General features: G+C 62.3%; 21 protein-coding genes. 17 read left to right on the forward strand and 4 right to left on the reverse strand.

What is annotated here, in order from left to right; genetic code table 11:
- Positions 1-27 precede the first annotated feature (27 nt).
- From MUG96_RS22520 to MUG96_RS22585, 14 genes are all read left to right on the forward strand, one after another.
- Positions 28-1,761 carry a DUF8186 domain-containing protein gene (locus MUG96_RS22520; protein ID WP_246989548.1) on the forward strand — a complete coding sequence of 578 codons (1,734 nt, stop codon included), beginning with the start codon at positions 28-30 and terminating at the stop codon, positions 1,759-1,761.
- Complete coding sequence (locus tag MUG96_RS22525; protein WP_246989549.1) at positions 1,758-2,588, forward strand: hypothetical protein; 831 nt, start codon at positions 1,758-1,760, stop codon at positions 2,586-2,588. The genes MUG96_RS22520 and MUG96_RS22525 overlap by 4 nt, the downstream gene beginning before the upstream one ends.
- Positions 2,589-2,590: 2 nt before the next feature.
- A complete protein-coding gene (locus MUG96_RS22530) occupies positions 2,591-3,652 on the forward strand; it encodes a TrbL/VirB6 family protein (RefSeq protein ID WP_053772807.1) in 1,062 nt (353 codons plus the stop codon).
- Between the two features lie 6 nt (positions 3,653-3,658).
- Positions 3,659-4,780 (forward strand): TraC-like domain-containing protein, encoded by a 1,122-nt coding sequence (locus MUG96_RS22535; protein WP_246989550.1) that lies wholly within the window; start codon positions 3,659-3,661, stop codon positions 4,778-4,780.
- Positions 4,764-6,998: a VirB4 family type IV secretion system protein gene (locus MUG96_RS22540; RefSeq protein ID WP_246989551.1), complete on the forward strand. Its 2,235-nt coding sequence runs from the start codon at positions 4,764-4,766 to the stop codon at positions 6,996-6,998. The genes MUG96_RS22535 and MUG96_RS22540 overlap by 17 nt, the downstream gene beginning before the upstream one ends.
- Complete coding sequence (locus MUG96_RS22545; RefSeq protein WP_246989552.1) at positions 6,991-10,815, forward strand: ATP-binding protein; 3,825 nt, start codon at positions 6,991-6,993, stop codon at positions 10,813-10,815. Before MUG96_RS22540 ends, MUG96_RS22545 begins: the two co-directional genes overlap by 8 nt.
- Positions 10,812-11,696 (forward strand): bifunctional DNA primase/polymerase, encoded by an 885-nt coding sequence (locus tag MUG96_RS22550; RefSeq protein WP_246989553.1) that lies wholly within the window; start codon positions 10,812-10,814, stop codon positions 11,694-11,696. Before MUG96_RS22545 ends, MUG96_RS22550 begins: the two co-directional genes overlap by 4 nt.
- Positions 11,693-13,216, forward strand: coding sequence for a primase-associated protein (locus MUG96_RS22555; protein ID WP_246989554.1), 1,524 nt, complete (start codon positions 11,693-11,695; stop codon positions 13,214-13,216). Before MUG96_RS22550 ends, MUG96_RS22555 begins: the two co-directional genes overlap by 4 nt.
- A gap of 540 nt (positions 13,217-13,756) precedes the next feature.
- Positions 13,757-14,197, forward strand: a complete 441-nt coding sequence (locus MUG96_RS22560) for a DUF8030 family protein (RefSeq protein ID WP_246989555.1) — start codon at positions 13,757-13,759, stop codon at positions 14,195-14,197.
- Positions 14,198-14,379: 182 nt separating this feature from the next.
- On the forward strand, positions 14,380-14,925 hold the full coding sequence (locus MUG96_RS22565) for a hypothetical protein (protein ID WP_246989556.1): 546 nt from the start codon (positions 14,380-14,382) through the stop codon (positions 14,923-14,925).
- A 73-nt stretch (positions 14,926-14,998) separates the two neighbouring features.
- Positions 14,999-15,289 carry a DUF8069 family protein gene (locus tag MUG96_RS22570; RefSeq protein WP_246989557.1) on the forward strand — a complete coding sequence of 97 codons (291 nt, stop codon included), beginning with the start codon at positions 14,999-15,001 and terminating at the stop codon, positions 15,287-15,289.
- Positions 15,289-15,624, forward strand: coding sequence for a DUF7558 family protein (locus MUG96_RS22575; RefSeq protein WP_246989558.1), 336 nt, complete (start codon positions 15,289-15,291; stop codon positions 15,622-15,624). Before MUG96_RS22570 ends, MUG96_RS22575 begins: the two co-directional genes overlap by 1 nt.
- 49 nt (positions 15,625-15,673) lie before the next feature.
- Entirely contained in the window at positions 15,674-16,273 is a 600-nt protein-coding gene (locus tag MUG96_RS22580; protein ID WP_008458722.1) for a DUF7437 domain-containing protein, read from the forward strand.
- A complete protein-coding gene (locus tag MUG96_RS22585) occupies positions 16,270-16,779 on the forward strand; it encodes a PIN domain-containing protein (protein ID WP_246989559.1) in 510 nt (169 codons plus the stop codon). The genes MUG96_RS22580 and MUG96_RS22585 overlap by 4 nt, the downstream gene beginning before the upstream one ends.
- 2 nt (positions 16,780-16,781) lie before the next feature.
- On the opposite strand, the gene MUG96_RS22590 is transcribed toward MUG96_RS22585, so the two are convergent.
- On the reverse strand, positions 16,782-17,042 hold the full coding sequence (locus MUG96_RS22590) for a MarR family transcriptional regulator (RefSeq protein ID WP_246989560.1): 261 nt from the start codon (positions 17,040-17,042) through the stop codon (positions 16,782-16,784).
- Positions 17,043-17,163: 121 nt separating this feature from the next.
- Here MUG96_RS22590 and MUG96_RS22595 point away from each other — a divergent pair, with 121 nt between their 5' ends.
- Entirely contained in the window at positions 17,164-17,424 is a 261-nt protein-coding gene (locus MUG96_RS22595; protein WP_089767343.1) for a HalOD1 output domain-containing protein, read from the forward strand.
- A gap of 156 nt (positions 17,425-17,580) precedes the next feature.
- Here MUG96_RS22595 and MUG96_RS22600 read toward each other — a convergent pair whose 3' ends face one another.
- Positions 17,581-17,718: a hypothetical protein gene (locus tag MUG96_RS22600; RefSeq protein ID WP_246989561.1), complete on the reverse strand. Its 138-nt coding sequence runs from the start codon at positions 17,716-17,718 to the stop codon at positions 17,581-17,583.
- A gap of 310 nt (positions 17,719-18,028) precedes the next feature.
- Here MUG96_RS22600 and MUG96_RS22605 point away from each other — a divergent pair, with 310 nt between their 5' ends.
- Positions 18,029-18,895 carry a DNA-binding protein gene (locus MUG96_RS22605; protein ID WP_089767344.1) on the forward strand — a complete coding sequence of 289 codons (867 nt, stop codon included), beginning with the start codon at positions 18,029-18,031 and terminating at the stop codon, positions 18,893-18,895.
- Positions 18,896-19,055: 160 nt separating this feature from the next.
- Here the strand turns inward: MUG96_RS22605 and MUG96_RS22610 are convergent, their stop codons facing one another.
- The gene (locus MUG96_RS22610) at positions 19,056-20,114 is read right to left on the reverse strand and encodes a hypothetical protein (protein ID WP_139175730.1); all 1,059 of its coding nucleotides are present in this window, start codon (positions 20,112-20,114) and stop codon (positions 19,056-19,058) included.
- Positions 20,115-20,267: 153 nt separating this feature from the next.
- Between MUG96_RS22610 and MUG96_RS22615 the strand changes: the two genes are divergently transcribed.
- Positions 20,268-21,194: a transcription initiation factor IIB gene (locus MUG96_RS22615; protein WP_089767346.1), complete on the forward strand. Its 927-nt coding sequence runs from the start codon at positions 20,268-20,270 to the stop codon at positions 21,192-21,194.
- Here the strand turns inward: MUG96_RS22615 and MUG96_RS22620 are convergent.
- Positions 21,191-21,679, reverse strand: a complete 489-nt coding sequence (locus MUG96_RS22620; RefSeq protein ID WP_089767347.1) for a hypothetical protein — start codon at positions 21,677-21,679, stop codon at positions 21,191-21,193. The two genes, MUG96_RS22615 and MUG96_RS22620, sit on opposite strands and share 4 nt — an antisense overlap.
- Between the last annotated feature and the right edge of the window lie 15 nt (positions 21,680-21,694).

Consider the following 21,694-nt stretch of genomic DNA (forward strand, 5'->3'; position numbering starts at 1 on the left):
CACTCCGCAGTCCCCGTTGCGAGCCCTATGAACCATCGAGAGCTCTCCGTGCTCATGGCCGGCTTGCTCGCGACGAGCCTAGTCACGGGTATCGTCGCCGCTGACCCGCCACGACCAGGTACGGAGGGGAACGGGCTCACGGAAAACGAGTCGGCAACGCTGTGGTCACGTGATGCGGACAACTACATCAGCCAGGAGGAGTACCGCCAGCGGTACGGCGAGGACCGCTCCGCCGTCCACCAAGTCGCGAACGGGACCGACGTCACGTTCAAACGCCCGCCCGCGACCGCGGCGACGTGGACACGGAACGACTTCGAGGACCTCGACGCCGGCGGCCCAGATACGTCCGTACATCCACCGCACGCAGACCTCGAGGACGGCGTCTTCATCGAGGATGCTCACGCGACGATCTTCGCGGTTCAGCCCTCTACTCGTGGCCACCTCGAGTCCGGTGAAACCCCACTCTACATCGCGCCGAATGGGACGATGCGCGGGTTCGTTGATTACCGCGTTCGCGTCCCCAACGGGAGTTCCTCCGGCAACACGACTATCTCGTGGTCGCTCACGGAGCACGAGATCGAAGAAGTCCGGTTGAAGAAGGACGGCGAGACCATCGCCGAGCGTGACGGAGCCCATACGCCAGCCCTCGACTACCAGATCGAGGACGACTGGAGTGCGAATCTCACGCTGGAAGCGGAGATTAGCGTCCGGCTGAAGAAAACCGTCAGGACCGACCTGGGTGACCGAACGGACGTCGACATCACCTATCGGACGGAAACACGGAACGTCTCCGATTCGATCGCCGTCGAGATCTACGACCTCTCGGCGTACCCCTACTACGCCGAGTATCCGAACGGCGATGCCGGCGTGGCCATCTTCCAGTCGCAGCCGTGGCAGGGGTACACGCTCACGGAGGACGGTGAGGCACGGGTCCGTGGCATCTGGCGGTTCTACACCGCTCGGAACACCAACTGGGACACGCTCGTCCGGTCGAATCGCACGGATAGCGCCACCGTCGAGTCAGACGCGATTCCGGTGTACGTCCACGCCTATCCCTCACGGATCGGGCCGCGTGCCGAGCCGGTTCGAGACGGACCGGAACTCATCGAGACCTGGGGGACTGACCGCTCGTCACCAGTCGGCACCATCGGTGGGAACATCAATATCGACATCGTCAACCAGTCGTACACGACGACGTACGGCGTCGCTGTTCGAGCTGAGAACGTCGATCGGGAGGCGCTGCACGTTGGGGGAATCGTCCGGGGAGTGAATGCGTCAATCGTCGAGCCGGACGCCGGCTCCGAGCGACAGCTCCGCCGTAGTAATCTCACTGTCAAGGTCATCCATCAGAATCAGTCGCAAGCGACGCTTAGGGTCGAACTGCGGGATAATCAGACTGGCGCGCCGATCGGGCTCGACGATAGCCGTCAGTATCCAATCGGCGGCACCACCCGAAACGGGTACATCACGGTCGCGGATCAGCGCGTCGAGACCAACGCCTCCGGGGTGGCGATCGTGACCATCGACGAACCGGGCATCTACACGGCTCGGTACCACCCTGGCTCGTGGCTCGGGCACGACCCGGCGTACGTGAGTGATACCGCGACGGCCCGCTGGCATCCACTCGGGACGATCGACGGCTGGTTTGCGCTGGTGTTCGAGGTCGGCTGGCAGCTCCTGCCGTTCTTCGTGATGTTCTACGCTGGCAAGCGCCTCCTGCGGATGCTCGGCCCAGAAGACATCTTCGGACAGAAACCATGACTCAGGACAATCCCCACCTCAGTAGACGGACCGCCCTCCGAACAGTTGCCGGCGCCGCTCTCGTGAGCGTGGCCGGATGCCTCAACAACGGCGATTCCCCGGGTAATGGGAACTCAACACCGTCTGATGAAGGAGGAGTCATCCAGCAAGTCACTGTAGAGGGGACAGAACTCGTCGTTGAATACTCCTCAGAGGAGGAAGTCGACCAGATCAACCTCGTCCAGCCGAATGGGGAACTGTTCGGTCAGCGAGAAACCGCTGCTGGGTCACAGCAGGTCTCTTTCGAGATCGGAACTTCTTACGAGCCTGGAGAGTATACTGTTGTGGCTCTCAGCGGTGAAGAAACGCTAGCTGAGAGTTCCTCACTGATTCAGCCGGAAATTGGAATTCAAGAGGTCGGTCTTTACCGGAATAACCCTGAGAAGCCGTGGGACGAAGTCTACGGAGATACCGAGACGGATCGGCTAAAGAACGGGGAAGCGTACGTCACCGTCGAAAACACCGGAAGCGGACCAGAAGCGGTTGTTGAGTTAATTTTCTCCGGTGATGTTCCAAACCCGGTTGAAGATCCCCGAGGTAGCGGGATGTATGAAACCGAGCAGGTGGTGATCTCGCCGGGAGAAACTACCGACCTGTTCAGTGGTTCGTTCCCGTTTGGGTCCGAATCTGAGGAGGGAATGGGGTGCTCCCCGGACGGGAATAGCGGCCAGTTCACTGTCACAGTCCGAACCCAGGTTGGCGGCGACCAGGTGTCGGAATCCTTCGATGTACAGTACTCCGGATCCACGGAGATGAGTGACTGCGAGGTTTCAATCACGGAGGCCTAACGATGGTGGACCTGATAGACGTCGTTCTCGAGGGCTTCAAAGACGTCGTCGATTGGTTCATCGGTCTGTTCATGGACGGGCTTCGGTCGGGGTATCAGACGCTGACCGAAGAGATGTTTGGCACTCCGACTCCCCAGACTGACGGGACGTTCATTTTTGGAGAACCAAGTAACGCCCCTTGGCCAGCAATCCAAGAAGGGCTCATCGGCGGCGAGATCATGTTGATTTCTCTGCTGCTACTTGTGATGAGCGTTCAGGGACGACACACCATCCGCATCTTCAATATCGGGAGTGCGTACGAGGCTCGGAAGACCAAGAAGACTGCCTGGGTCGGAGCCTTTCTGATTATTACTTGGTACTGGATTGGGGCGCTCGCGCTCTACCTTGTTGATGGGTTCACGATTGCCCTGATGCCGGAGCTGTCCTCGCTGGGCTCTGCTATGTTGCAGTTCATAACGGGGTCGATTACCAACCCCGGTCTTGGTCTCCTCTTTGCTCTTATCGGAGGAATTTCGATGTGGGCACTGGAGGCGCTGTTCTACATCCGGCAGATTCTCCTCTACGTCTACCTGTACGGGATGCCCATCGCGTTCGCCGTCGCCTATGGCAACATTCCTGTCCTCTCTGATGTCGCGATGGGGTTCAGCAAACGGTTCGTCCCACTGGCCATCCTACCCCTGCCTGCGGCGATAGTCCTCAAAGGATACGACCTACTCTACTCTGGAGGGACGTTGACGCCGGGAACAGCGTTCCTCAAGTACCTCGTCGCGTCTTCACTTCCTCTCGTCGCGCTCTATGTCACGTGGAAGACGTTCAAATACGCGACCCCACTCACGGCGAAGGTTCTCGGTGGTGCGACGAAAGGAGCGGCCCTCATCGGCGGTGTCGCCGCTGGAGCCTACATCGGCGGCGCCGGCGTCGCGACGACCGCGGCCCGATGGGGACCGAAGGCCGCAGCGGGACACGCTGTGGCGCAGAAAGCTGCAGCCCGTGGCGCGAACAGCGACGAAGACGGCGGGACGCCGTCCTACCGGCGGACCGAGAACGACCCTGGAGGTTACTAACAATCCATGTCCATCGACGAAAACGCAGCCGCACGGCGCATCATGGACCAGTTCGGTGAGGAGAGTCGCATCCCCTACCTCAACATCGAGGAAGGCGACGTCGGCGTCCTGATCGCCTTCCCGATCGTCGGCCTGTTCATCGCCGGCCTCACCGGCATCGAATCACTCGCCCTGCCGTTCGTCGCGGGTGGGTTCGGGTTCGGCGTCGCGATCGTCTACGTCTCGCCTGACCACCTCAACGCGTGGACGTGGACGAAAGACGTCTATCGCTACGTCAAGCGCCCCCAGATCACGTTCAGCGCCCCGGAGGAGGCCGACAGTAGTACCAACGAGACAGAGCGCAACGAGGGCGGGCTCGCGAACTACACGCCGTTCAAGCCCGACGAGCGGACGCAGGACCTCACGAATATCGAGCGGGCGTGGCCGGGGGCAGGCGCGATCCAGCGCGCCGACGGCACGATGGAGGCGTTCATCGAGATCGACCCTGGGAACATGGACTTCGCGATGTCCGACGACTGGGCACAGCTCCAGGACGCTGGCGAAGAGTTCGCCAACAAGGAACTGGACTCGAAACTCAAACTCCACGCCACGACCCGCTCGTTCCCAGTCGAACAGATCACGGAGAACATCGAAGACCGACTGAACGACGAAGACGTCAAAGAAAATCCGATCTTCCGGGAACTCCTCGAGGAGTATCGGGAGACACGGCCGAAGGAGATGCGAGAACGGGGCATCCAGCAGGTGCGGTACTACATCGGCGTCGAGGTCACCCCGCTGGAGGTCTACGACCGCTTCCGCGACGAGGGGACGCCGGCCGAGAAGCTGACGCAGTTCCCCGTCATCGGGTTCCTGTTCAACCCATTTGTGACCCGCCGCGAGGATCTCACCGACGTCGAGCGCCGCGCACAGATGTTCGAGAAGCTGGATAGCCGGGTCAACGACGTGCGCTCGGAGTTTATCCAGCAGGCGTCGGGCTGGTCCGCTCGGCGGCTCAGTACGGTCGAGCTCTTCGTGTTGAATATGGACTTCTGGAACGGCCGCGAACACGAGTACGACGACGCAGAGAGCGTCGTTCGCGAACAATCCATCATCGGCCATTCGCGCCGGGAGGATGACCACAATGCGTAACCTCGTCCTCCAGACGGGCAGCGGAGCCATCGGCCAGCTCACAGAGTGGCTCACGAACCCAACCTCAGCTGAAGGTGCGGCTCTCTACATCCTGCTCGCGGTACTGGTCGGGATCGGCGGGAAATTCCTCTGGGACTGGTACACCGAAGACGACGAGGAAGAGGTCGAGTTCTCGGACCTGCTCAACGAGGAGACCATCGAACAAGGAGAAGCCGAACGCCAGCTCCTCGACGACATCGCTGAGTCACACAAGACGGTGACGGCGCCGGCGGCGATCGAGTGGGAGACGCGCGCGGCACGGGTCGGCGAGCATTGGACGACGACGCTGTACATCGCTGACTACCCGGACTACCCCAACGACGGCTACCTCTCCGAACTCTTCGAGATGACTGACGTGCAGTTCGATTTGACGGCCCACATCACGCCGAAGAACCAGGAGCGGGCCCGGAACGAACTGCAGGATATCGCTGACGACCTCCAGGTGGACGCTGACCTCGAACAGAGCGTGCGGAGTGCCTACCTACAGGAACGAGCCAACGAGGCCGCAGCGACGTACAAGGCCGTCGAGAATGGCGCGAACGTCTTCGACCAGGGGATGTTCATCACGGTACGAGCCGACGAGAAGGAGGAACTCAGGGACGCCGTCCAGAAGGTCAAGAGCGCGCTCCGTGACGACCCGGCGAACCTCACACCGAAGACGGCGATCTGTCGGCAGGATCTCGCACTTCAGTCCGCCGCACCCATCGGCGACAACGAGTTCGGGCGGACGTCGATTGCGCTCGGCGGCGCCGTCGGCGCCTTACTGTCCTCGCCGCACAACGCGACGATTCTCGAGGAAGGCGGGGTGGAGTTCGGGATTCATAAGGACAACCAGAGCCCAGTGGTCATCGACCCGTTCGCCCGGGACAACGGCTACGCGATGTTCACCGTTGGCGACACCGGCTCGGGGAAGTCGTTCAGTTCGAAGCAGAACTTCATCCGCTCCATCGAGCAGAGCAAGGATCGCATCGGCATCATCCTTGAGCCGCTGAACAACTGGGCGGGGGTCGCCGAAGCGCTCGATGCCAAACGCATCACGGTCGGCGGGACGCTCGGCCTCAATCCCCTAGAGATTCGAGAGACGCCCGAGCACGTCCAGCGGGCGATGGGCGAGGACGCGAGCCCGTTCAACGAGAAGCTCGACGACGCGATGAGCTTCCTGACGAACTTCTTCGCGCTGCGGGGCATCTCGCTGGGTGACCGCCGGACGACGCTCGAACTCGGGCTCAAGCGAGCGTACAAACGCAACGGCATCACCGACGACATCTCGACGCACGACAACCCGAGTCCGACGATTCAGGATATGATGGACGTCTTCGAGGACATGGTTGACGACCCCGAGGAATTCGTTGTCCGGTCCGACGAGGAGGCCGGGAAGATCAAGGAGGACGCGACGTGGCTCCTCGACCAGCTCCGCCCCTTCGAGGACGACGGTCGGCACGCCAACCTCGGCCAAGAGTCCGACTTCGACATTCGCGACGAGAAGGTGATCTACCTCGACCTCGCCCAGCAGGAGGGCAGCGTCGACAGCAGCACGGCGCTGACGATGCAGCTACTCATCTCGCTGGTGTACGAGCGGGCGAAAGTCTCGGAGAAGGAGGTCGTGTTCTACATCGACGAGGCACGCTACATCATGCAGGACGCCGCGAGCTTGGCGTTCCTTGAGACGGTGTTCCGCCACCACCGGCACCACGACCTCTCGATTCGGCTGGTCACGCAGACCGTCGACGAGTTCTTCGAGCACGCCGAGAGCGAGGCCATTCTGGACCAGTGTGCGGTCAAGCAGTTCCACCGCCTCGACGGGATGGACGAGGAGTGGGCCGACGAGTTCGGCCTGAACTACGCACAGATGCGGTTCGTCCAAGATGCCGTGCCGGGCAACGAGGACGCCGGCTTCTCCGAGGCGTTGGTAGGCGTCGACGGCGAGTGGCGCGGCATCCAGGTCAAAGCGATGCCCAAGGAGAAGCAGGTCATCGACTTCGACCCGACCTCCCAAGTTCGATCCTCGCTGCCCGGCGCCGGCGATGAGGCCGTCGATACCGAGATGGAGGAGTTCCAGGAAGAGCTCGAGCATCGAGCAACGTACGGAACGAACGAAACGAGCGAACTGAACGAGGGCTCAGACGCCGTCGAAGCTGAGCCAGACGGCGGGTCGACGGAGGAGACCAACGATGGCTGAGTACCTGCGCGTCACGCCGACATCCGAGCGACTTGACCCGGAGAGCATCTCCCGCGTCCTCGACAGTCTCCACAAGCTGACCACGCCCGGTTCGTCGGGCCTCGGGGCGAAGCTGAACCCACTACACAGTGAGACACCACCCCGATTCGAGTTCCTCGCGATCAGTGATGGCCCGGACGACCCGGTAGAGTTCTTCTACGGGGCCGATGCTCATCTCGATACGCTCGAGAAGCGCCTCCGCTCCATCTATCCGGCCACGTTCGACATCGAGCGCGTCGACGTCGACGTCGCCGCTCGGCTCATTCAGCCAGTCGAGTTCACACCGCAGGAATTCGTCGACCACTACGAGGCTGGGCGGCTGCAGTACGAGTTTGGCCCGGCAGAACAGTACGATATCGTCGACGAGGAATCAGCGGACGCCGAGTCATCCGAAGCAGACCCCGTTGTCGACGGCGGTACAGCAGCCACGAGCGTCCCCGATCATCACGTGACTGTTGGGGACTCAACCCTGGAACTAGCGCCGCCCGATGCACTTCCAGACGACGAGGAAGAGCGACGGGCCATCGAGAAGCCGACGATGACACCGGCGGGAACGATTCTGGCTCGCCCGGCACAAGACGCTGTCTCGCCGCTCGGGGTTCGGTGGTGTGGCGCCGCGTCGCGGAAGCAGGACTGGATGACCTCGCTGACGCCGTTCACAGCGGAGGAAACGAACGGCGACCTTTCGTCCGTCGACGAACCGGGTGCGGCGCTGGCGTCGTTGATCGACCACCTGATGGAGGCGACAGCGCCGACCGCGTTCCAGGTCGTCTTCCAACGGCGTGCCAGCTGGCAATCCGACGCGGAGGTACGGAAAGAGGACCTCGTCGACGGCCGCGACACGTTCTTCCAGGAGGTCGTCGGGTCGTTGCTCGAGGTCGAGGAGCAACGGAGCGACCAGGACGACCGGCAGCTCAGCGAGGCCGTCGAGAAGCGCATCGAGTACATCGACGCGAAGAACGCCAAACGGTCGTTCACGGTCAACATCCGGGCCGTCGGCGTCCCCACCGACACCACCCGCGACGACCTCGATGGTCGGATGGACTCGCTCCTCCCGGTGTTCGACCCGCTTGATGGTCCGTTCTACGAGGTCGAGGGGCAACGCCTCCGGGACAGCGGCTTCCGTGAGAAGACGAAAGAGAAGAAGGCACGGGCCGCTCTCCAGCGCCTCCTCAATCGCGAGTTAACGACGGGCCGGGGGAAGACCCGCCCCGAGCTGGTCCTCTGTGGAACGGAGCTCGCGAACTTCGTCCTCGTTCCCTCCTCCGAACAGTTGACCGTCGAAGGGACGCGAGGAACCAGGGCCGAACAGCAGAGTCGGAACCCGCTCCCGTGGCCGAATCCGGATCTAATCCAGCAGTTCCAAGACGGGATGGCAATCGGCTACGCGCTCGACGAGAACGGTGAGCCACGGCCGGATCCCATTCGGATTCCGCCGGACCTGTTGCCGACGCATTACGGGCGGTTCGCGTCGACTGGTGGCGGGAAGTCGAAGGCCATCATCAACGACGCCCTTTCGCTTCGCGAGTCGACGGGTGGCCCCGTCGTCCTCGTCGACCCGAAGGGGGACGGAATGTGTGAGAACTACCTGCGCTGCCACTACGAGCGGTTCGGTGGCCTCGACGACGTCTACCATTTCCGCGTCCCGGAGACCATCCCCGCGTTCTCGTTCTTCGACATCCGCCCGGCGCTCGAAGCGGGCCGCAACCGTGAGGACGCGATTCAAGACAAGGTCGACCACTTCCACGACATCCTTCGGATGATTATGGGTCGCGAGCAGTACGGGCAGGCGTTCGTCGCGAACGAGATTCTGAGCTATCTGATCAAGGCGCTGTTCGACGAGGAGTACGGGAGCGACGTGTTCGGGCTGGACGATCTCTTCGCTGCTGCCCTCCGGATGCAGCGTGACCAGACGATTCCCCCGGTTTCAGCGGACAACCAGAACATCGAGGAATCGCTGACGCGCCACTTCGCGAAGGACAACCACCAGTTCCAGGTGTCGATGGACGCCGTCGGGAACCGCCTCGACAAGCTCAAAGAGGACGCGCATCTCCGCCGGATCTTCAGCCACGTTCCCGAGCAGAACGACGCCGGCGAGTACGTTGACAACCGCTTTGACTTCCGCGAGTTCCTCGATGAAGACGCGACCATCATCTTCGACCTCGGCGACCTCCGGCCGGAGGCACAGCGCGCGATCACACTCCTGCTGTTGAGCAACCTCTGGGACGCCGTGCAGGTGCGCCGACGCGACAGCCAGACCGACTACGAGAAGCTCACGAACCTCATCATCGAGGAGGCAGCGCCGGTCGCGTCGACGAAGCTCGTCTCCGAGCAGCTACTGCCGCAGGGCCGATCGTTCGGGCTGAGTATGGGACTCGTGATGCAGTTCCCCGAACAGGTGCGGAACCGGAACGAGCGGGCCTACGACGAGGTGCTGAACAACATCAAGACGAAGCTCATTGGCAACATCTCGATCGAACGCGACCTCGCGGAGTCGCTTGCCCACGAGGACCTCAGCCCGACCGAACTCCGCAACCGAATCAACACGCTCCCAAGTGGCGAGTGGATTGCGCAGCTCCCGAGTCCATCGTTCGGCGAGACTGGTCCGCCGCCGTTTTCGCTGAAACCGCTCCCGATTGCGCCGGGGCATCCAGAAAGCGACCAGCCGCTCACAGAGCCCCAGGAAGACCATTTCGAGTCCGTGTCCCGGCCACGGATGGTCGAGCGGACACAGGCCCAGTACGGGCTGACAGAGCCGACTGAGTCGAGCACTTCCCCAGAGGAGACTGGCTGGGGGAGTTCGGGTGCCGAGGCGACGGGTTCGGCTGCTGACGGCGACTCGGGAACGGACACGACGCAATCCGCGTTCATCACCGAATCGACGACCGAGGACGCGTCGACGTCGACCCCCAAACCCGAGACGGACAGCGACCCAGATGCGGACGAGTCAGAGATGAGCCCCCTGTTCGGGCAGGCCACCGAGACGGACGAGGAACGAGCCGCCGACCAAGCAGCGCAACCGGTGAATGGGTCAACGCCCGTCCAGGAAAGCAGCGTGCCCGTTCCTGATGACGAACTCCGAAAGCGGGGTCTCAGTCGTGACGACGTCCGGTTCCTAACTCGGGTTCTCGACGTTATGAACAGAGAGGACGACGAGTACACACTACTGGACAGGATGAGCCAGCTTCGGGACGAATACGACGACCTCCATATGGAGCGGCTCACGGAACAGGACCTCTTGGAAGCGGACTCCGCGGCCGGGCGCAAGTACTACACCGTCCTCCCAGACGGTCGAGACCTCCTCGGGAGAGAGTTGAAGGCGGGGCCAGGAGCGGGCGATCTCGGCGAGAAAACGCCACACAAGGTTGGCGTCCGGCTCCTCGAGCTGTGGCTCCACCAGCGGAACGACATCGTTCGCGTGGAACCGTACTACGAAACCGACGACGGCACCGTACTGGACGTGGCCAGCTTCGACGAGGACGGCGAGCTTGTCTGGGCCGGCGAAGCAGAGCTCGCGAGTAACAACCGGCACGCCCCTGTCGAGGATTACGACAAACTCAGCGCGGTGGACGCCGACGCAATCTGGGCCTTCAACAATCGCGAGACGGCGCTCGACGTCCTGGATAGCCTTGCCGACGCCGATCGGATCGGCGAGCGGGTCAGCGGGCGGGCGGCACGGTCGTTCGCGACCATCAGAGACGCCGTCGACGAGTTCGATGCTGCGGGCCTGACCACCGTTCGGGGCTTCAAAAATCTCGATCAAGAACTCAACCAATGACCTGGCGACAGGCGACCCGCGAGGAGATTTACGCCTACTACGCCGAGGAGTTCCCCCGCTATCTGGACGACCTGCCGGAATTCATCACGGCGACCGGTCCGAAACAGTACGCCATCGCCTTCCGAGAGTCCCACCCGGTGCGCAAAGACGGGGTGCCGGACAAGGACTTCATCCGGCGGGATACGTGGCAGACAGATCCGTCGGGGGACCGAACGACATCCGAGTTCAACGACTTCGAGGACGTCGTCGACTTCATTCAACACCCCGCTCGCAACGACCCGCTGGGGCGGAGCAAGTTCGCGCTTGCTGATCCGGAGGTGCTGGAACAACCGGACCCACGTCCCGACGCCGTCTACTACGCGCTGGATCACTGGGAACGACCCTGGGTCCTCCTCGTCGACATCGACGCGAAAGAGATCGCCCGAGACCGAGCGGACGAGATGGTGTCGGCGGCCGTCGATGATCAGGACGACGATGCGCTCCTCGACGCTGCGGGTATCCTCGACACCGCTCCCGAGGGGTATCCATACGCCTTCGAAGACGTCGACCGCGCCATCGAGTACGGGTTCGAGGTGCGCGACATCTTTGAGGACGATTTCGACGCCGAGGAGACGATGGTCGTCTACAGCGGGCAGGGGGTCCACGTCTACCTGCTGGATACCGACCCGGCGCACCGATACGACGAGCAGAGTCGCGAAGTGTTGAACGACCTCCTCCTCGAGACGTACGACATCCCGATCGATCCCGTCGTGACGGCCGACCGCCGGCGTGTCGCTCGCCTGCCCTACTCGCTGCACGCCGACGTCTGTAGCATCGTTCAACCCATCGAGAGCCCGGCGTTCAACGTTCGGTCGGCGACACCGGAGGTGATCGACGAATGAGTCCGAGTACGCCCACCGACGACGAGGAGATGGCGTATCGGGTTGCGGCACTCCCGCTGGAGTACGGTGAGACCCGCATCAACCAGCTGTTTACGCGTGGCTACAACCGATACGTCGTCGACGGCGAGGACCAACCCGAGGACCTCGTGAACGACGTCGAGCGGTTCGGGACGGCGGCGTTCAAAGAGCAGGTTCGTGCCGATGCTGCCGAGGAGCCGTTCGTCGACGAACCGGGGACGCTTGCTGTGCTCGCGACGCTGAGTGCGATCTGTGTGAAAGAACACCCGAAGTTCGAGCACGCGTCACCCCGGAACATCCAGGTACTCTACGACATCCGGGAGCTGTACGTCAACAATCTCGCCTCCCTCATCCGCGCCCACGGCGATGGGTCACTCCAGCAGGACATCGCCGACGTACTGTACAGCAAGGAGCCAGGTGAGGATGGCCCGCATCCGGGTCGGGTCTGTACAGGCATCACGGAGATGCCGGAGTTCGGGGATGGCCTCTACCTCGAAATCCCGATGGCTGCGGCGTCACGCAAATGCCTTGTTCGGGAGGACGAGGCGTCGACGGGGAGTGACGATGGTGGGGAGATACTGACGCGAGTGAAAGACAACAAGCTGTACGTCCCGGTCGGTGATTTCGACAGCAAGTATCGGGACTACGCTGAGCGGGCGTTCAAGAAGCTCCTGCGGGTGCAAGAAGACGGACTCTCCGACGACCAGCTATCGTGGCTGACCACGAACGAGTCGGCGATTACGGAGCGGATCGACCGCTTCCTCGAGACCGGCCATCACGAGCGAATCTGGCGGAACTGGGACCGTGGAGAACGGACGATCCGCGTCCTCCGACGGGCCCTTAGTGACGCCCCCGACGACGTGGCGCAAAAGGGCGAGTTCCACACGGCGAAGGAGCTCTACCGAGCGGTTACGGCGTACGACGCCGAGGACGACTGGGAATCCTCTGTAACGGACTGGATCTCGAGTCCGAGCAGTCTCGCGAAGACGCTGGCCGACCACGAGTCCCACTCGGCCGTCACGATCGATCGCGACGGGCGCGTCAATACGTACCGAATCGGGCGAGCCGGAACCGGCGCCGAACAGATCGAGGTCCGGGAGATCGAGGACCTCTTCGAACTTCCCTGTATGGCGAATATGGAGGAGCGGCTACACGAGAAGAAGCCCGTCCGGAAGGACCTCTACAACTTCGCGCGGATGGTGATGTGGCTGCCGCAGTACCAAGACAGCAGCCTCGACGAGATCGTCGCGGACCTCAAGGGTGTCTTCTCCCGGTGGCCGTGGTACGACGAACAGGAGACCGAGTACCAGGTTCGATACGAGTTCTCGAACACGATCGACGGCGACACGCCGTTGCCGATGAACTGCGATAACGACGATCTGCAGCGCTACTGCATCGGCCAGGACCAGTGTCCCTACTCCATTTGGGGCAGCCTTCCGTTCCCGGACGAGATGTACGATCAGGTTGAGGAGGAATCCGCTGGGCCTACTGAGCAATTCTAATTCATAGGCTTCCCTCGGGACTCTGATAACTGTGGTACAGCCTGATGCCAGACCCTTCTGGTTCCCCGTCGAGCAATTTCAGCGGCTAACACGACGATAATCGAGTGAATCGGGGTATTTCAGGATTCGAGGCACTGAGTTGAGGAACTTCGAGCGATCCAGAGTGGGTAGAGCAGCGACCCAAAGAAATCCAGATACGCCCGATATCGCTTTCGTTACCCTGTCGTCGAGCAATTTTAGAAGGCATAGAACTGTTCTCGAACTCGTCGAGGTACTTTCTACGCCCTCAAATCAGCCCGACGAAGTTCTTCTACGATTTGAGGGCGTCATAGCGTCTTGCATATCGCGGTTTTCGTCCAAAGAAAGAGGCGATATGCAGTGTGCGAAGGCCGCCGGCTCTCTCAGGCCGAGGGGCCGTCATCGGGATCTTGGATTCAGAAACGTATCAGATTTAGCGCATAGTTTCAGCGGGTGTGTTCAGGTGGAGTCTGTTGCCCCCGGGAGGGGGTGGCGGGGCGCATCAGGTGCCCCCGATAGACGATGGCTTCGGAACGACGCAGCGAAACACGATCAGCGCATCAAGCGGCAAGTACCCCGGACGGCCAGGCGCCGTGGGCAGACCTCGAGGTGGTGGTCCCGACCGACCGAGATCATACGTCGGTCGTTGCCCTCGTGGAGTGTGCTCTCGTCGAACTCACGCACGAGGCCGTGGGCGCCGTCTTCGTCTCACGGCAGGTCGGGCGGTCGACGCGGACGCAGTACGTCGCAGCCGACGACGTCGGCGAGCAGTTCCAGAAACGGCACTTCGACGACCGGCTGGGCTGGCACGAGACCACCGTCCCCCGAGGAACCGTTCGCGACGAGCTCATCGCCCAACTCACACAGTCGCCCTCAACGACGGCGGAACAATCAGGTGAGGGAGCAGCTGGCGAGCCGGATACCTTCGTCGTGAAGTCAGTTCGAGAGCTCCGAACGCCGTAGGGGCTAGAATTAACCAACAATCCCGGCCGAAACCGGCACCGTGTTGGTTAACATTGAGGCTGGATCCATTCCCTCGTCCCCGCCCGCCGCCCTGAAACTCGAGTGAGTGAAGCCTGGCGACCGGTCGACTCGAATGGCCGTCGCGACGGGTTTTATCGGGTCGCTGCTCGTCGAGAGCGAGTATGGTCGTCTTCGAGGAGGTCACCAAGCTAAGCGAGCGCCGCACCCAAACCTCGTCCGAGGCGTTTCCGGATGAATCGCTGGCGTCGATTCAGGCGGCCGTCGAAGCCGTCCCAGCAAGCGTCTTCGACGGCTCGACGAAGCACACGGAGGTCGGGGCGTTCGATGCCGCAATCGCTGACGGCCTCTCGCAGTACGAGTACGAAGGGGACGCCGCCGGCGGCTACAACCCGAACTGCAAGCTCTGGTCGCATCAGGGGTTTAACTACAGCGTCGACCTTTACGACGCCGACACTCGCATCGCCATCGAGGTCGAGAAGAGCGAGCGGAAGAACGTCAGCGACGACCTCCTCAAGTTCCAGAAGGGGTACCGCACCCAGAAGGACGGCCGGCCGAAAATCGAGTTCGGCTGTCTGGTGGTGCCGGTGAACTACCTTGGCCGCCATAACCTCTACCAGCACAGTCTGACCAAGCTTGACTTCATGAAGGGCGTCCTGTTCATCGACGACGTCGCTGTCATCGGCTATCGCGACCCCCGACCGGACTGACGCTGTCACTCCTGACTGTTTATCGGCGCCGGGAGGCGTGCAGCGCGCGACAGCGTGCGCGGCGTGACTCACCATGCCTGGTCCCGATCCTCACGACGACACGAGTGCCGACTACGAACAGTTCGAGAAGGAACAGCTCGCACAGGACCGCGACGCCGCCAGCGTCGACACGGCAGACGTCGACGACGCGACGGCCGAGAACTTGGTCAGCGAGCTCATCGACGCGGACATCGTCACTCCGGTTCCCGAAGACCAAGTTCTGGTTCACGAGTCAAGCGGCACCACGTTCGACTCGGCGACGCAGCTGGCCGCCTTCCACCGTGGTTGGGCGGCCGGCCGCGACGCCGACGCGGAGGACGAGTGATGCAGCAGACCCTCGTCGGCTGTGCGTTCTGCGACGCCCCGCCCGGTACTGAGACTGGCGAGGCCCACACTTGGGGACAGGACGAGCGGGTCACCCACCCGATCTGCGTCGACTGCGCGATTCAGACGGAGCCGGATCCCGAGGAGCGCGATCACGTCGCCTGTGACGGCTGTGGCCTGGTCGTCGACACGCTTGCGGCGCTCACCCGGTTCCGGGTGGAACTCGGGCACCTCGAAGGCCCGTTGCAACTGTGCGCCCGCTGTAGTCCGGGCGGGCTCGCGACGTACTGGACGCGTGACCTCGGGGAACACCTCGTCACGACGCCGGCGGAGTGACCCAAACACTCTTTACTGATTCGCTGTAAACTGTAATCAAGAACGATCCGTGTCACGCACTTCAAATCGCGCTGACGGCGACATCGTTCGCGACTTCCTCTCAGTCGCGGACCTCCTCGAGGAGCCACAGCTGGCTCAGCTGTACGCGTACCTCGCTCGGGAGGGAGAGGCAACCGTCCAGGACGTGATGGACGACCTCGAACTGGCCCAGGGGACCGCCTACAGCTACGTCAACAGGCTCGTCGACGCCGGCGTCGTCGACGTCACCAACGACGAGCAACCCCGTCGGTACGCCGCCCGGGAGATCGACCTGACCGTGACGACGGCTGCCGGCGACCGCGAGTACACGATCACGCCGGCGCTGATCGACGCCGTTGGCCGCCGCGAGACGGACGCCGACATCGACACCTACATCGACCGCCACGGCGTCGCCGGCCTCGCGACGGCGCTCACCTACGCGGTTGCTCGGGAGCGTGGGGAAGTGACCCATCGGCTGATGGCGGAGGACCTCGACATCTCGCCGCTGGCTGCGGAGATGATCCTCCAGGCGCTCCGGCCCGTCGTCCACGAGCACTACGACATCGAGGAGGCGGGGGCAGGACTCGACGAGTTGAACATCGACGACGGCGACGCAGCTGACGACGCGTGAGCCGGCTCCACATCGCCGACACCGGCCTGTTCGTCGCGATGGGGCAGCCGTCGAACAGTCGGTACCAGGCCGTTCGGCGGTTCGCTCGCCGGAGCGACGTCACCTTCGTACTCCCCGAACGAGTGTACGAGGAGCTGACCGTCGACGACCCCAACGTGAAGGAGGTGCCGATTGACGCCGCGATTGACGAGGGCTGGGCGACAGTCGCACCGTCGCTCGAGTTTTCAGAGCCCATCGTCTCACGGGCGATGGACGGCGTCCAGCGGTACATCGCGAACGCCGACGACCGGCCCGCGGACGAGGTCGAGCGTGCCGACGCCGCCCTCGCTGCGCTAGCCGCCCAGCATCTCAGTGCCGGGACAGCAACCGAGGTCTACATCTACACGACCGATATTGCGGCTGGGGAGGGGGCTGAAACCGTACTCGGGAGTGAGGGGTACGGGGATTCAGTGACGTTCGTGAACGGATTCCGGTTCATCGAGGATCTGGTCGCCGGAGACGGCTGACGCTACTCGGGGTCGAGATCACGAGCATCGAGCTCACCGGCGAGATACGCTTTTCCTTGGCGAGTGATGTCGTAAACGCCGTTGCCCAGGTGGACGACGAGGCCATATTCGACCAGCGTCTTGCAGCGGGCGTTGATGTGTTGGCGGGAAAAGCGCACGCGATCGCTGTCCGCCATTTCCTTCGGGGTGTCGGGGCCGTCCTCAGAGAGATGCTCCAGAATGCGGTCATCGGCGCGAGACATCCAGTCGGCGTCAAAGCGCATAATCGCTTCTGGTTGCGCCGACAGTATCCCGAACGCGCTAAGTCAAGTAGCAAAGCGTAGCGCTTCTACAGTTGACTCCAAACGTTTTAAGCGCCAGCCACGTTAAGCGTCGAGCATACAGATGCATTCCCCGTCCATCGGCAGTTCGGATGGATCGAGTGACCTCCTCGTCGAGATCATCGAGACACTGGAAGCGTGTGGGCTCGAGGACGACACCTATCAGCTCCACGATTACGTGGACCCGGGTGCGCTCGAACAGCTGATTGCCTCCGCCGATGAGGAGATCGTCGTTCAGTTCACTGTCGAGGGGATTCCCCTTTCTGTCTCACCGGACGGTGTGGACGTCATCGTCGAGGACGAGTCCGACTCGGTCGACGAATAACGACCGCAGCAGTTGAGATAGCGATTACTCTCGAAAGCCCTCGGCCGCTCGACGTCCCGCGACCACCGCTGCGCGCCTCGTCCCTGCGGTGCTTGCGTCGTCGGGGCACGTCGAGCGCCCGGCCCCTTTCAGTCCCACCCGGAGTCTATTGCTGGGCTAGTGGTTCCCATCGGTTGGCTGGTGTGTCCGTACCGGCCCGCCCCGCTCGCCGCTGCCGCCCTCCGCGTCGCTCGCGACCGACCATTCCGGGCGGTCTGCCTGCAGTAGCGGGCGGACTGCCGGGCTAAAGTGCATGTGCCCTCGGCGCCAGCGCTTCACCCGTTCGGGTCCTCCGGACCTCGGCACAGCCGACCGCGACGGACGTGGTTGCGTCGCGGCGAACGGGGAATGCGCTGGCCGCTCGCTCCGGGCGGGTCGGCGCGCGGTGCTGGTTGGGGCCACCTCATGCAGGCGCGCTCTCGCTCGCGCCCGGTAGGGCGCTCGCGAAGGCGCGAGCGAGAGCGCGCAGATGGTTCTGTCGGTCGTTGTCGTCGGAAAACCGCGATGTAGTAGCATCGCGGTGTCGGCGCGTGAGCGCCTTCAGTGGTACCTTGGTGTGATACCAATGTCTAGTAACAACGCTAGCGGAAAGGTCGTTTCGGTGGATGAACAGGCATTCGAGAAAGCGGGCGGTCAGGCGGTCGATGAAGACGGCTTCCCAGTCGTCGACGAGACGCCGGAGTTCCAGGCCGCGGTCGAGCAGGAGACGCAGGCGAAGGTGGATGCGAACCACCCGGATGGGATCGCGGACACGAGCGAAGACCGGATTCACGGTGTCACCCTCGAACAAGAGGAGCGCATTCGGGCGCGGGAAGCGGAACTGGAGCGCATCAGTGCCCAAGCCGAGCTGGGAACGCAGGAGGGCCGGGAGCAGCGTACGCGGGAGGTCGTCAGCGAACTGTGTGGCCGTGACGAGCCGGCGCCGACGGAGCGCACGGATCCCCGAGAGAAGGTGACGCAAGACGAACTCGCGAAGGTGAACAAGCAGGCGATGCGGATCAGCGACGAGGTGCAGGGCGGCTGGTCGAGAGCGGTCGTCGCGAAGCAGCTGGCCGAGAAGGTGGCACGCGGTCGGGACGTCACGAAGGCGGTGCTGGAGACCCTCGAGGAGTTGAAGGCAGCGCCGGGGGCGATCGTGCCCATCGCGGACGTGCCGGACGTCCCGGTCGGTGAGGTGACGGTCGAAGGCACAGTGAGCGAACTTTGGGATCCTAGTTCCCCAGCAATCGCCCAAGTCGGACTCATCGAAGACGAAAGCGGGCGTACGAAATTCACGATCTGGGAGAAGAGCAAGAAGACGGTGGTTCGAGAAGGGCAGACAGTCCGGTTCAGAGCGGTCAAGAAAAATTGGTACCAAGGACGGTGCAGTCTCGCCATCACGGGCTGGAGCAGGATCGAGTTCCCGGAGCGCGGCCGGTGGTGGGAAGAGTAGCCAGCTGACGCAGCCTTCATTTTTTGCTGTGTGCCGGACCGACCCAGACCCCGCCGCCCCACCCTCCGCTCCGTGCTCGCTTCGCTGCGCGCGCAGCCACAACCTCGTTCAGCGGTCTATATGAACGATTCAATCCTACAGAGGGGTCCAAGCCGAGAGACTAATCAATCTCTCGCCAGACAAGGTCGAAGTGGCCGAGGATTAGGTCAACAGTCAGGTTGAACCAGTCGACAGCGGTGTCGGTATCGATCGCAGGAACAGGATCATCAGTAGGATGGATAATGTCGTGGCGCTGTTGGAGGAAGGTCTGGAACCGGTTCCATTCATCGAAGTACGGGTCCTCGTGGCTGGTGAGAGTCACGCCCGAGATGTCGTTCAAGGCGTCCTTTGCTAGATCCTTTCGGCTAATCTTGTTGCCAGTACGGTATTGGTCGACTGAATTGATGGCCTCGGTGTGATCTTGGCCTTGCCATCGATAGTAGAGGTAGATCTGCCGATAGAGACAGTTGTCGACGGCAGATACGAGAAGTGGCCCAGCTGCTAATGGATTGTCACGGTTGATTGCGCTTTTGGCTTCACGGAGAAGGGTGAGCCAGGGGGGATCCCGTCCTTCTGTCTGGAGCAGATTTCGTTGATAAATCAAGGTGATATCATCACCTTTCGCGATGGCATCTTGGGCATCCTCGTCTTTTCGGAGATTGGCAGTGACAAGGACTTGGCGAGGGGCAACCTGAGTAACCGAGACAAGGAGGATATCAGCTAACGTCGCCCGAGTCATTGAGTCTTCATGGCGATCAATCGGTAACCGATCATCTTGATCAACATCACTGCGCTCAGCACCTTGCAGGATTAGCGACCCGCGCTCAATTTCATAACCTTGGTAGAGGTTGCTCAGTTTGTGTTCGGACGTCTCTCCAACTGTGACATCGGTATAGTTCACTCCTTGATGACCGGCGATACCGAAGGGATAGGATCGGTACGAGTCCCCGGTATCTGCAATATCAGAAAGGCAGACCAGAAATGCATTCTCGGGAAAAAACAGTGCGCCACAGGCTGGACACGGTGTATAACTGTTCGGTGTGATATCCCTGAGCGGGATGTTTTGCTGCTCTAAGTGTCGAAGCAGTTGTACGACTCCGATCCGGTGCTCACAGTTCGGACACATGAGATTCGTCGCACCGGCTTCTGCACCGGGCGGGAGGCGAGAAGCGAAACTCATCTCTTAAACGGATTATGCTCACTCGATTATAAAATCGACCTACTGGATGTGTCCCTATCGTCTCAACCATACGCTTCGGCATAGAGTCTATTGTCCCCTCAATGGGTGAGGGGATCGCCGTAACGGCGAATTCCCACTAAACTGGAGAGAACAATGGCAACGAGAGACATCTACGAAACTGGCTTCGACGAAGACATCCGAACGGAGTCGAGCGCGAACCACTGTCCCGAGTGCGACGGACGGGTCACCACGAACGCGGTCGAAACGGTCTGCGAGGACTGTGGCCTGGTCATCGACGAACAGCGCATCGATCACGGGCCAGAGTGGCGGGCGTACGACGACAGGGAGCGCGAGCGAACGGGTGCTCCACTCACTGCGGCCCGCCATGATCGCGGCCTGTCGACGGAGATCGGTCGCGGCACCGACGCGAAGGGGAACGAGATCTCTGGGCAGAAGCGACGGCGACTCGCGCGGATGCGCCGTGAGCAGACACGTGGTCGCTGGCGGTCGAAAGCAGAACGGAATCTCGCCCACGGACTGGGCGAAGTGCGTCGGTTGGCGAGTGCCCTGGAACTCTCCGATTCGGTCCGTGACCAGGCGTGTCAGCTCTTCCGGAGCGCTCAGAACGAGGATCTGCTTCGTGGCAGATCCATCGAGGCCATCGCCGCGGCCAGCATCTACGGGGCCTGCCGGTGCAACGGCCGCTCGCGGTTGGTGGATGACGTCAGCGAGATGGCTCGCGTGGCGGAGTCACGAGTCACGAACGCGTACAAAACGCTCAACGAAGAGCTGGGCCTTCCCGCCGAGCCCGTCTCCCCCAGCATGTTCGTGCCGCGCCTCGCTTCTGATCTCGAGTGTCCGGACGAGATCCGACAGCGGGCCCGAACCCTCGCAGAGCAGGCCGAGGAGCGCGGCGTCACGACGGGCGTCCATCCGGCCGGGTTCGCAGCGGCCTGCCTCTACAAGGCCGGTCATGAGGAGGGGCGATGGCTGACGCAATGTGACGTTGCCGAGTCCGGGGACGTCACGCCAACCACGGTTCGGACGCATCACGAGACGCTCAATGAGCTCTCTGTCTAGACCGGCCAAGTAGGGAGCGAAGGCGCCCCATTCTCCCAGCGAATTGCCTCTACCGCCGCCGGGAACTGCTGTAGTCGGTCATCGAGGACGGCGAGTGGGTGCGCATCAAGAAACGTCGCGCTATGCCGGTCGACAGGCGTGTCTTCGTGATTGAGTTGGATGTGACAGGGCCCAAGGTCCGGATGGTCGGCGTCTTGATGGAAGCCGAGCATCAGATTCCGCTCCGGTTCGACCCAGTTGATGCGGTAGTATTCGTGGTCGACGCCGGCGGGGTACCAGAAGCGAATCTCCAGTCGGGCGGTCGCCGCGTCGTGGGAGTCACCCAAGAACGTCGTCGGATCGACATCCGCGATGACGTACCGGGGTCGGCGTCGAGACGGGCGATAGCGGACCTCTTCACACCCTGGCTGGTTCGTCAATCGGTCGTGAACGTCGCGGAGAAGGGTCCGCTGTGTATAGCGGTCGCGACCGGCAAGAAAGATCATTCTGTGAGAGAAAGG

Source organism: Halorientalis marina (genome assembly GCF_023028345.1).
Lineage (GTDB): Archaea > Halobacteriota > Halobacteria > Halobacteriales > Haloarculaceae > Halorientalis > Halorientalis marina.

Bases quoted from the DNA above. Each gene is read 5' to 3' on its own strand.
- MUG96_RS22520 (WP_246989548.1), top strand. From the start codon at position 28: ATGAACCATCGAGAGCTCTCCGTGCTCATGGCCGGCTTGCTCGCGACG.
- MUG96_RS22525 (WP_246989549.1), top strand. From the start codon at position 1,758: ATGACTCAGGACAATCCCCACCTCAGTAGACGGACCGCCCTCCGAACA.
- MUG96_RS22530 (WP_053772807.1), top strand. From the start codon at position 2,591: ATGGTGGACCTGATAGACGTCGTTCTCGAGGGCTTCAAAGACGTCGTC.
- MUG96_RS22535 (WP_246989550.1), top strand. From the start codon at position 3,659: ATGTCCATCGACGAAAACGCAGCCGCACGGCGCATCATGGACCAGTTC.
- MUG96_RS22540 (WP_246989551.1), top strand. From the start codon at position 4,764: ATGACCACAATGCGTAACCTCGTCCTCCAGACGGGCAGCGGAGCCATC.
- MUG96_RS22545 (WP_246989552.1), top strand. From the start codon at position 6,991: ATGGCTGAGTACCTGCGCGTCACGCCGACATCCGAGCGACTTGACCCG.
- MUG96_RS22550 (WP_246989553.1), top strand. From the start codon at position 10,812: ATGACCTGGCGACAGGCGACCCGCGAGGAGATTTACGCCTACTACGCC.
- MUG96_RS22555 (WP_246989554.1), top strand. From the start codon at position 11,693: ATGAGTCCGAGTACGCCCACCGACGACGAGGAGATGGCGTATCGGGTT.
- MUG96_RS22560 (WP_246989555.1), top strand. From the start codon at position 13,757: ATGGCTTCGGAACGACGCAGCGAAACACGATCAGCGCATCAAGCGGCA.
- MUG96_RS22565 (WP_246989556.1), top strand. From the start codon at position 14,380: ATGGTCGTCTTCGAGGAGGTCACCAAGCTAAGCGAGCGCCGCACCCAA.
- MUG96_RS22570 (WP_246989557.1), top strand. From the start codon at position 14,999: ATGCCTGGTCCCGATCCTCACGACGACACGAGTGCCGACTACGAACAG.
- MUG96_RS22575 (WP_246989558.1), top strand. From the start codon at position 15,289: ATGCAGCAGACCCTCGTCGGCTGTGCGTTCTGCGACGCCCCGCCCGGT.
- MUG96_RS22590 (WP_246989560.1), bottom strand. From the start codon at position 17,042: ATGCGCTTTGACGCCGACTGGATGTCTCGCGCCGATGACCGCATTCTG.
- MUG96_RS22595 (WP_089767343.1), top strand. From the start codon at position 17,164: ATGCATTCCCCGTCCATCGGCAGTTCGGATGGATCGAGTGACCTCCTC.
- MUG96_RS22600 (WP_246989561.1), bottom strand. From the start codon at position 17,718: ATGCACTTTAGCCCGGCAGTCCGCCCGCTACTGCAGGCAGACCGCCCG.
- MUG96_RS22605 (WP_089767344.1), top strand. From the start codon at position 18,029: ATGTCTAGTAACAACGCTAGCGGAAAGGTCGTTTCGGTGGATGAACAG.
- MUG96_RS22610 (WP_139175730.1), bottom strand. From the start codon at position 20,114: ATGAGTTTCGCTTCTCGCCTCCCGCCCGGTGCAGAAGCCGGTGCGACG.
- MUG96_RS22615 (WP_089767346.1), top strand. From the start codon at position 20,268: ATGGCAACGAGAGACATCTACGAAACTGGCTTCGACGAAGACATCCGA.
- MUG96_RS22620 (WP_089767347.1), bottom strand. From the start codon at position 21,679: ATGATCTTTCTTGCCGGTCGCGACCGCTATACACAGCGGACCCTTCTC.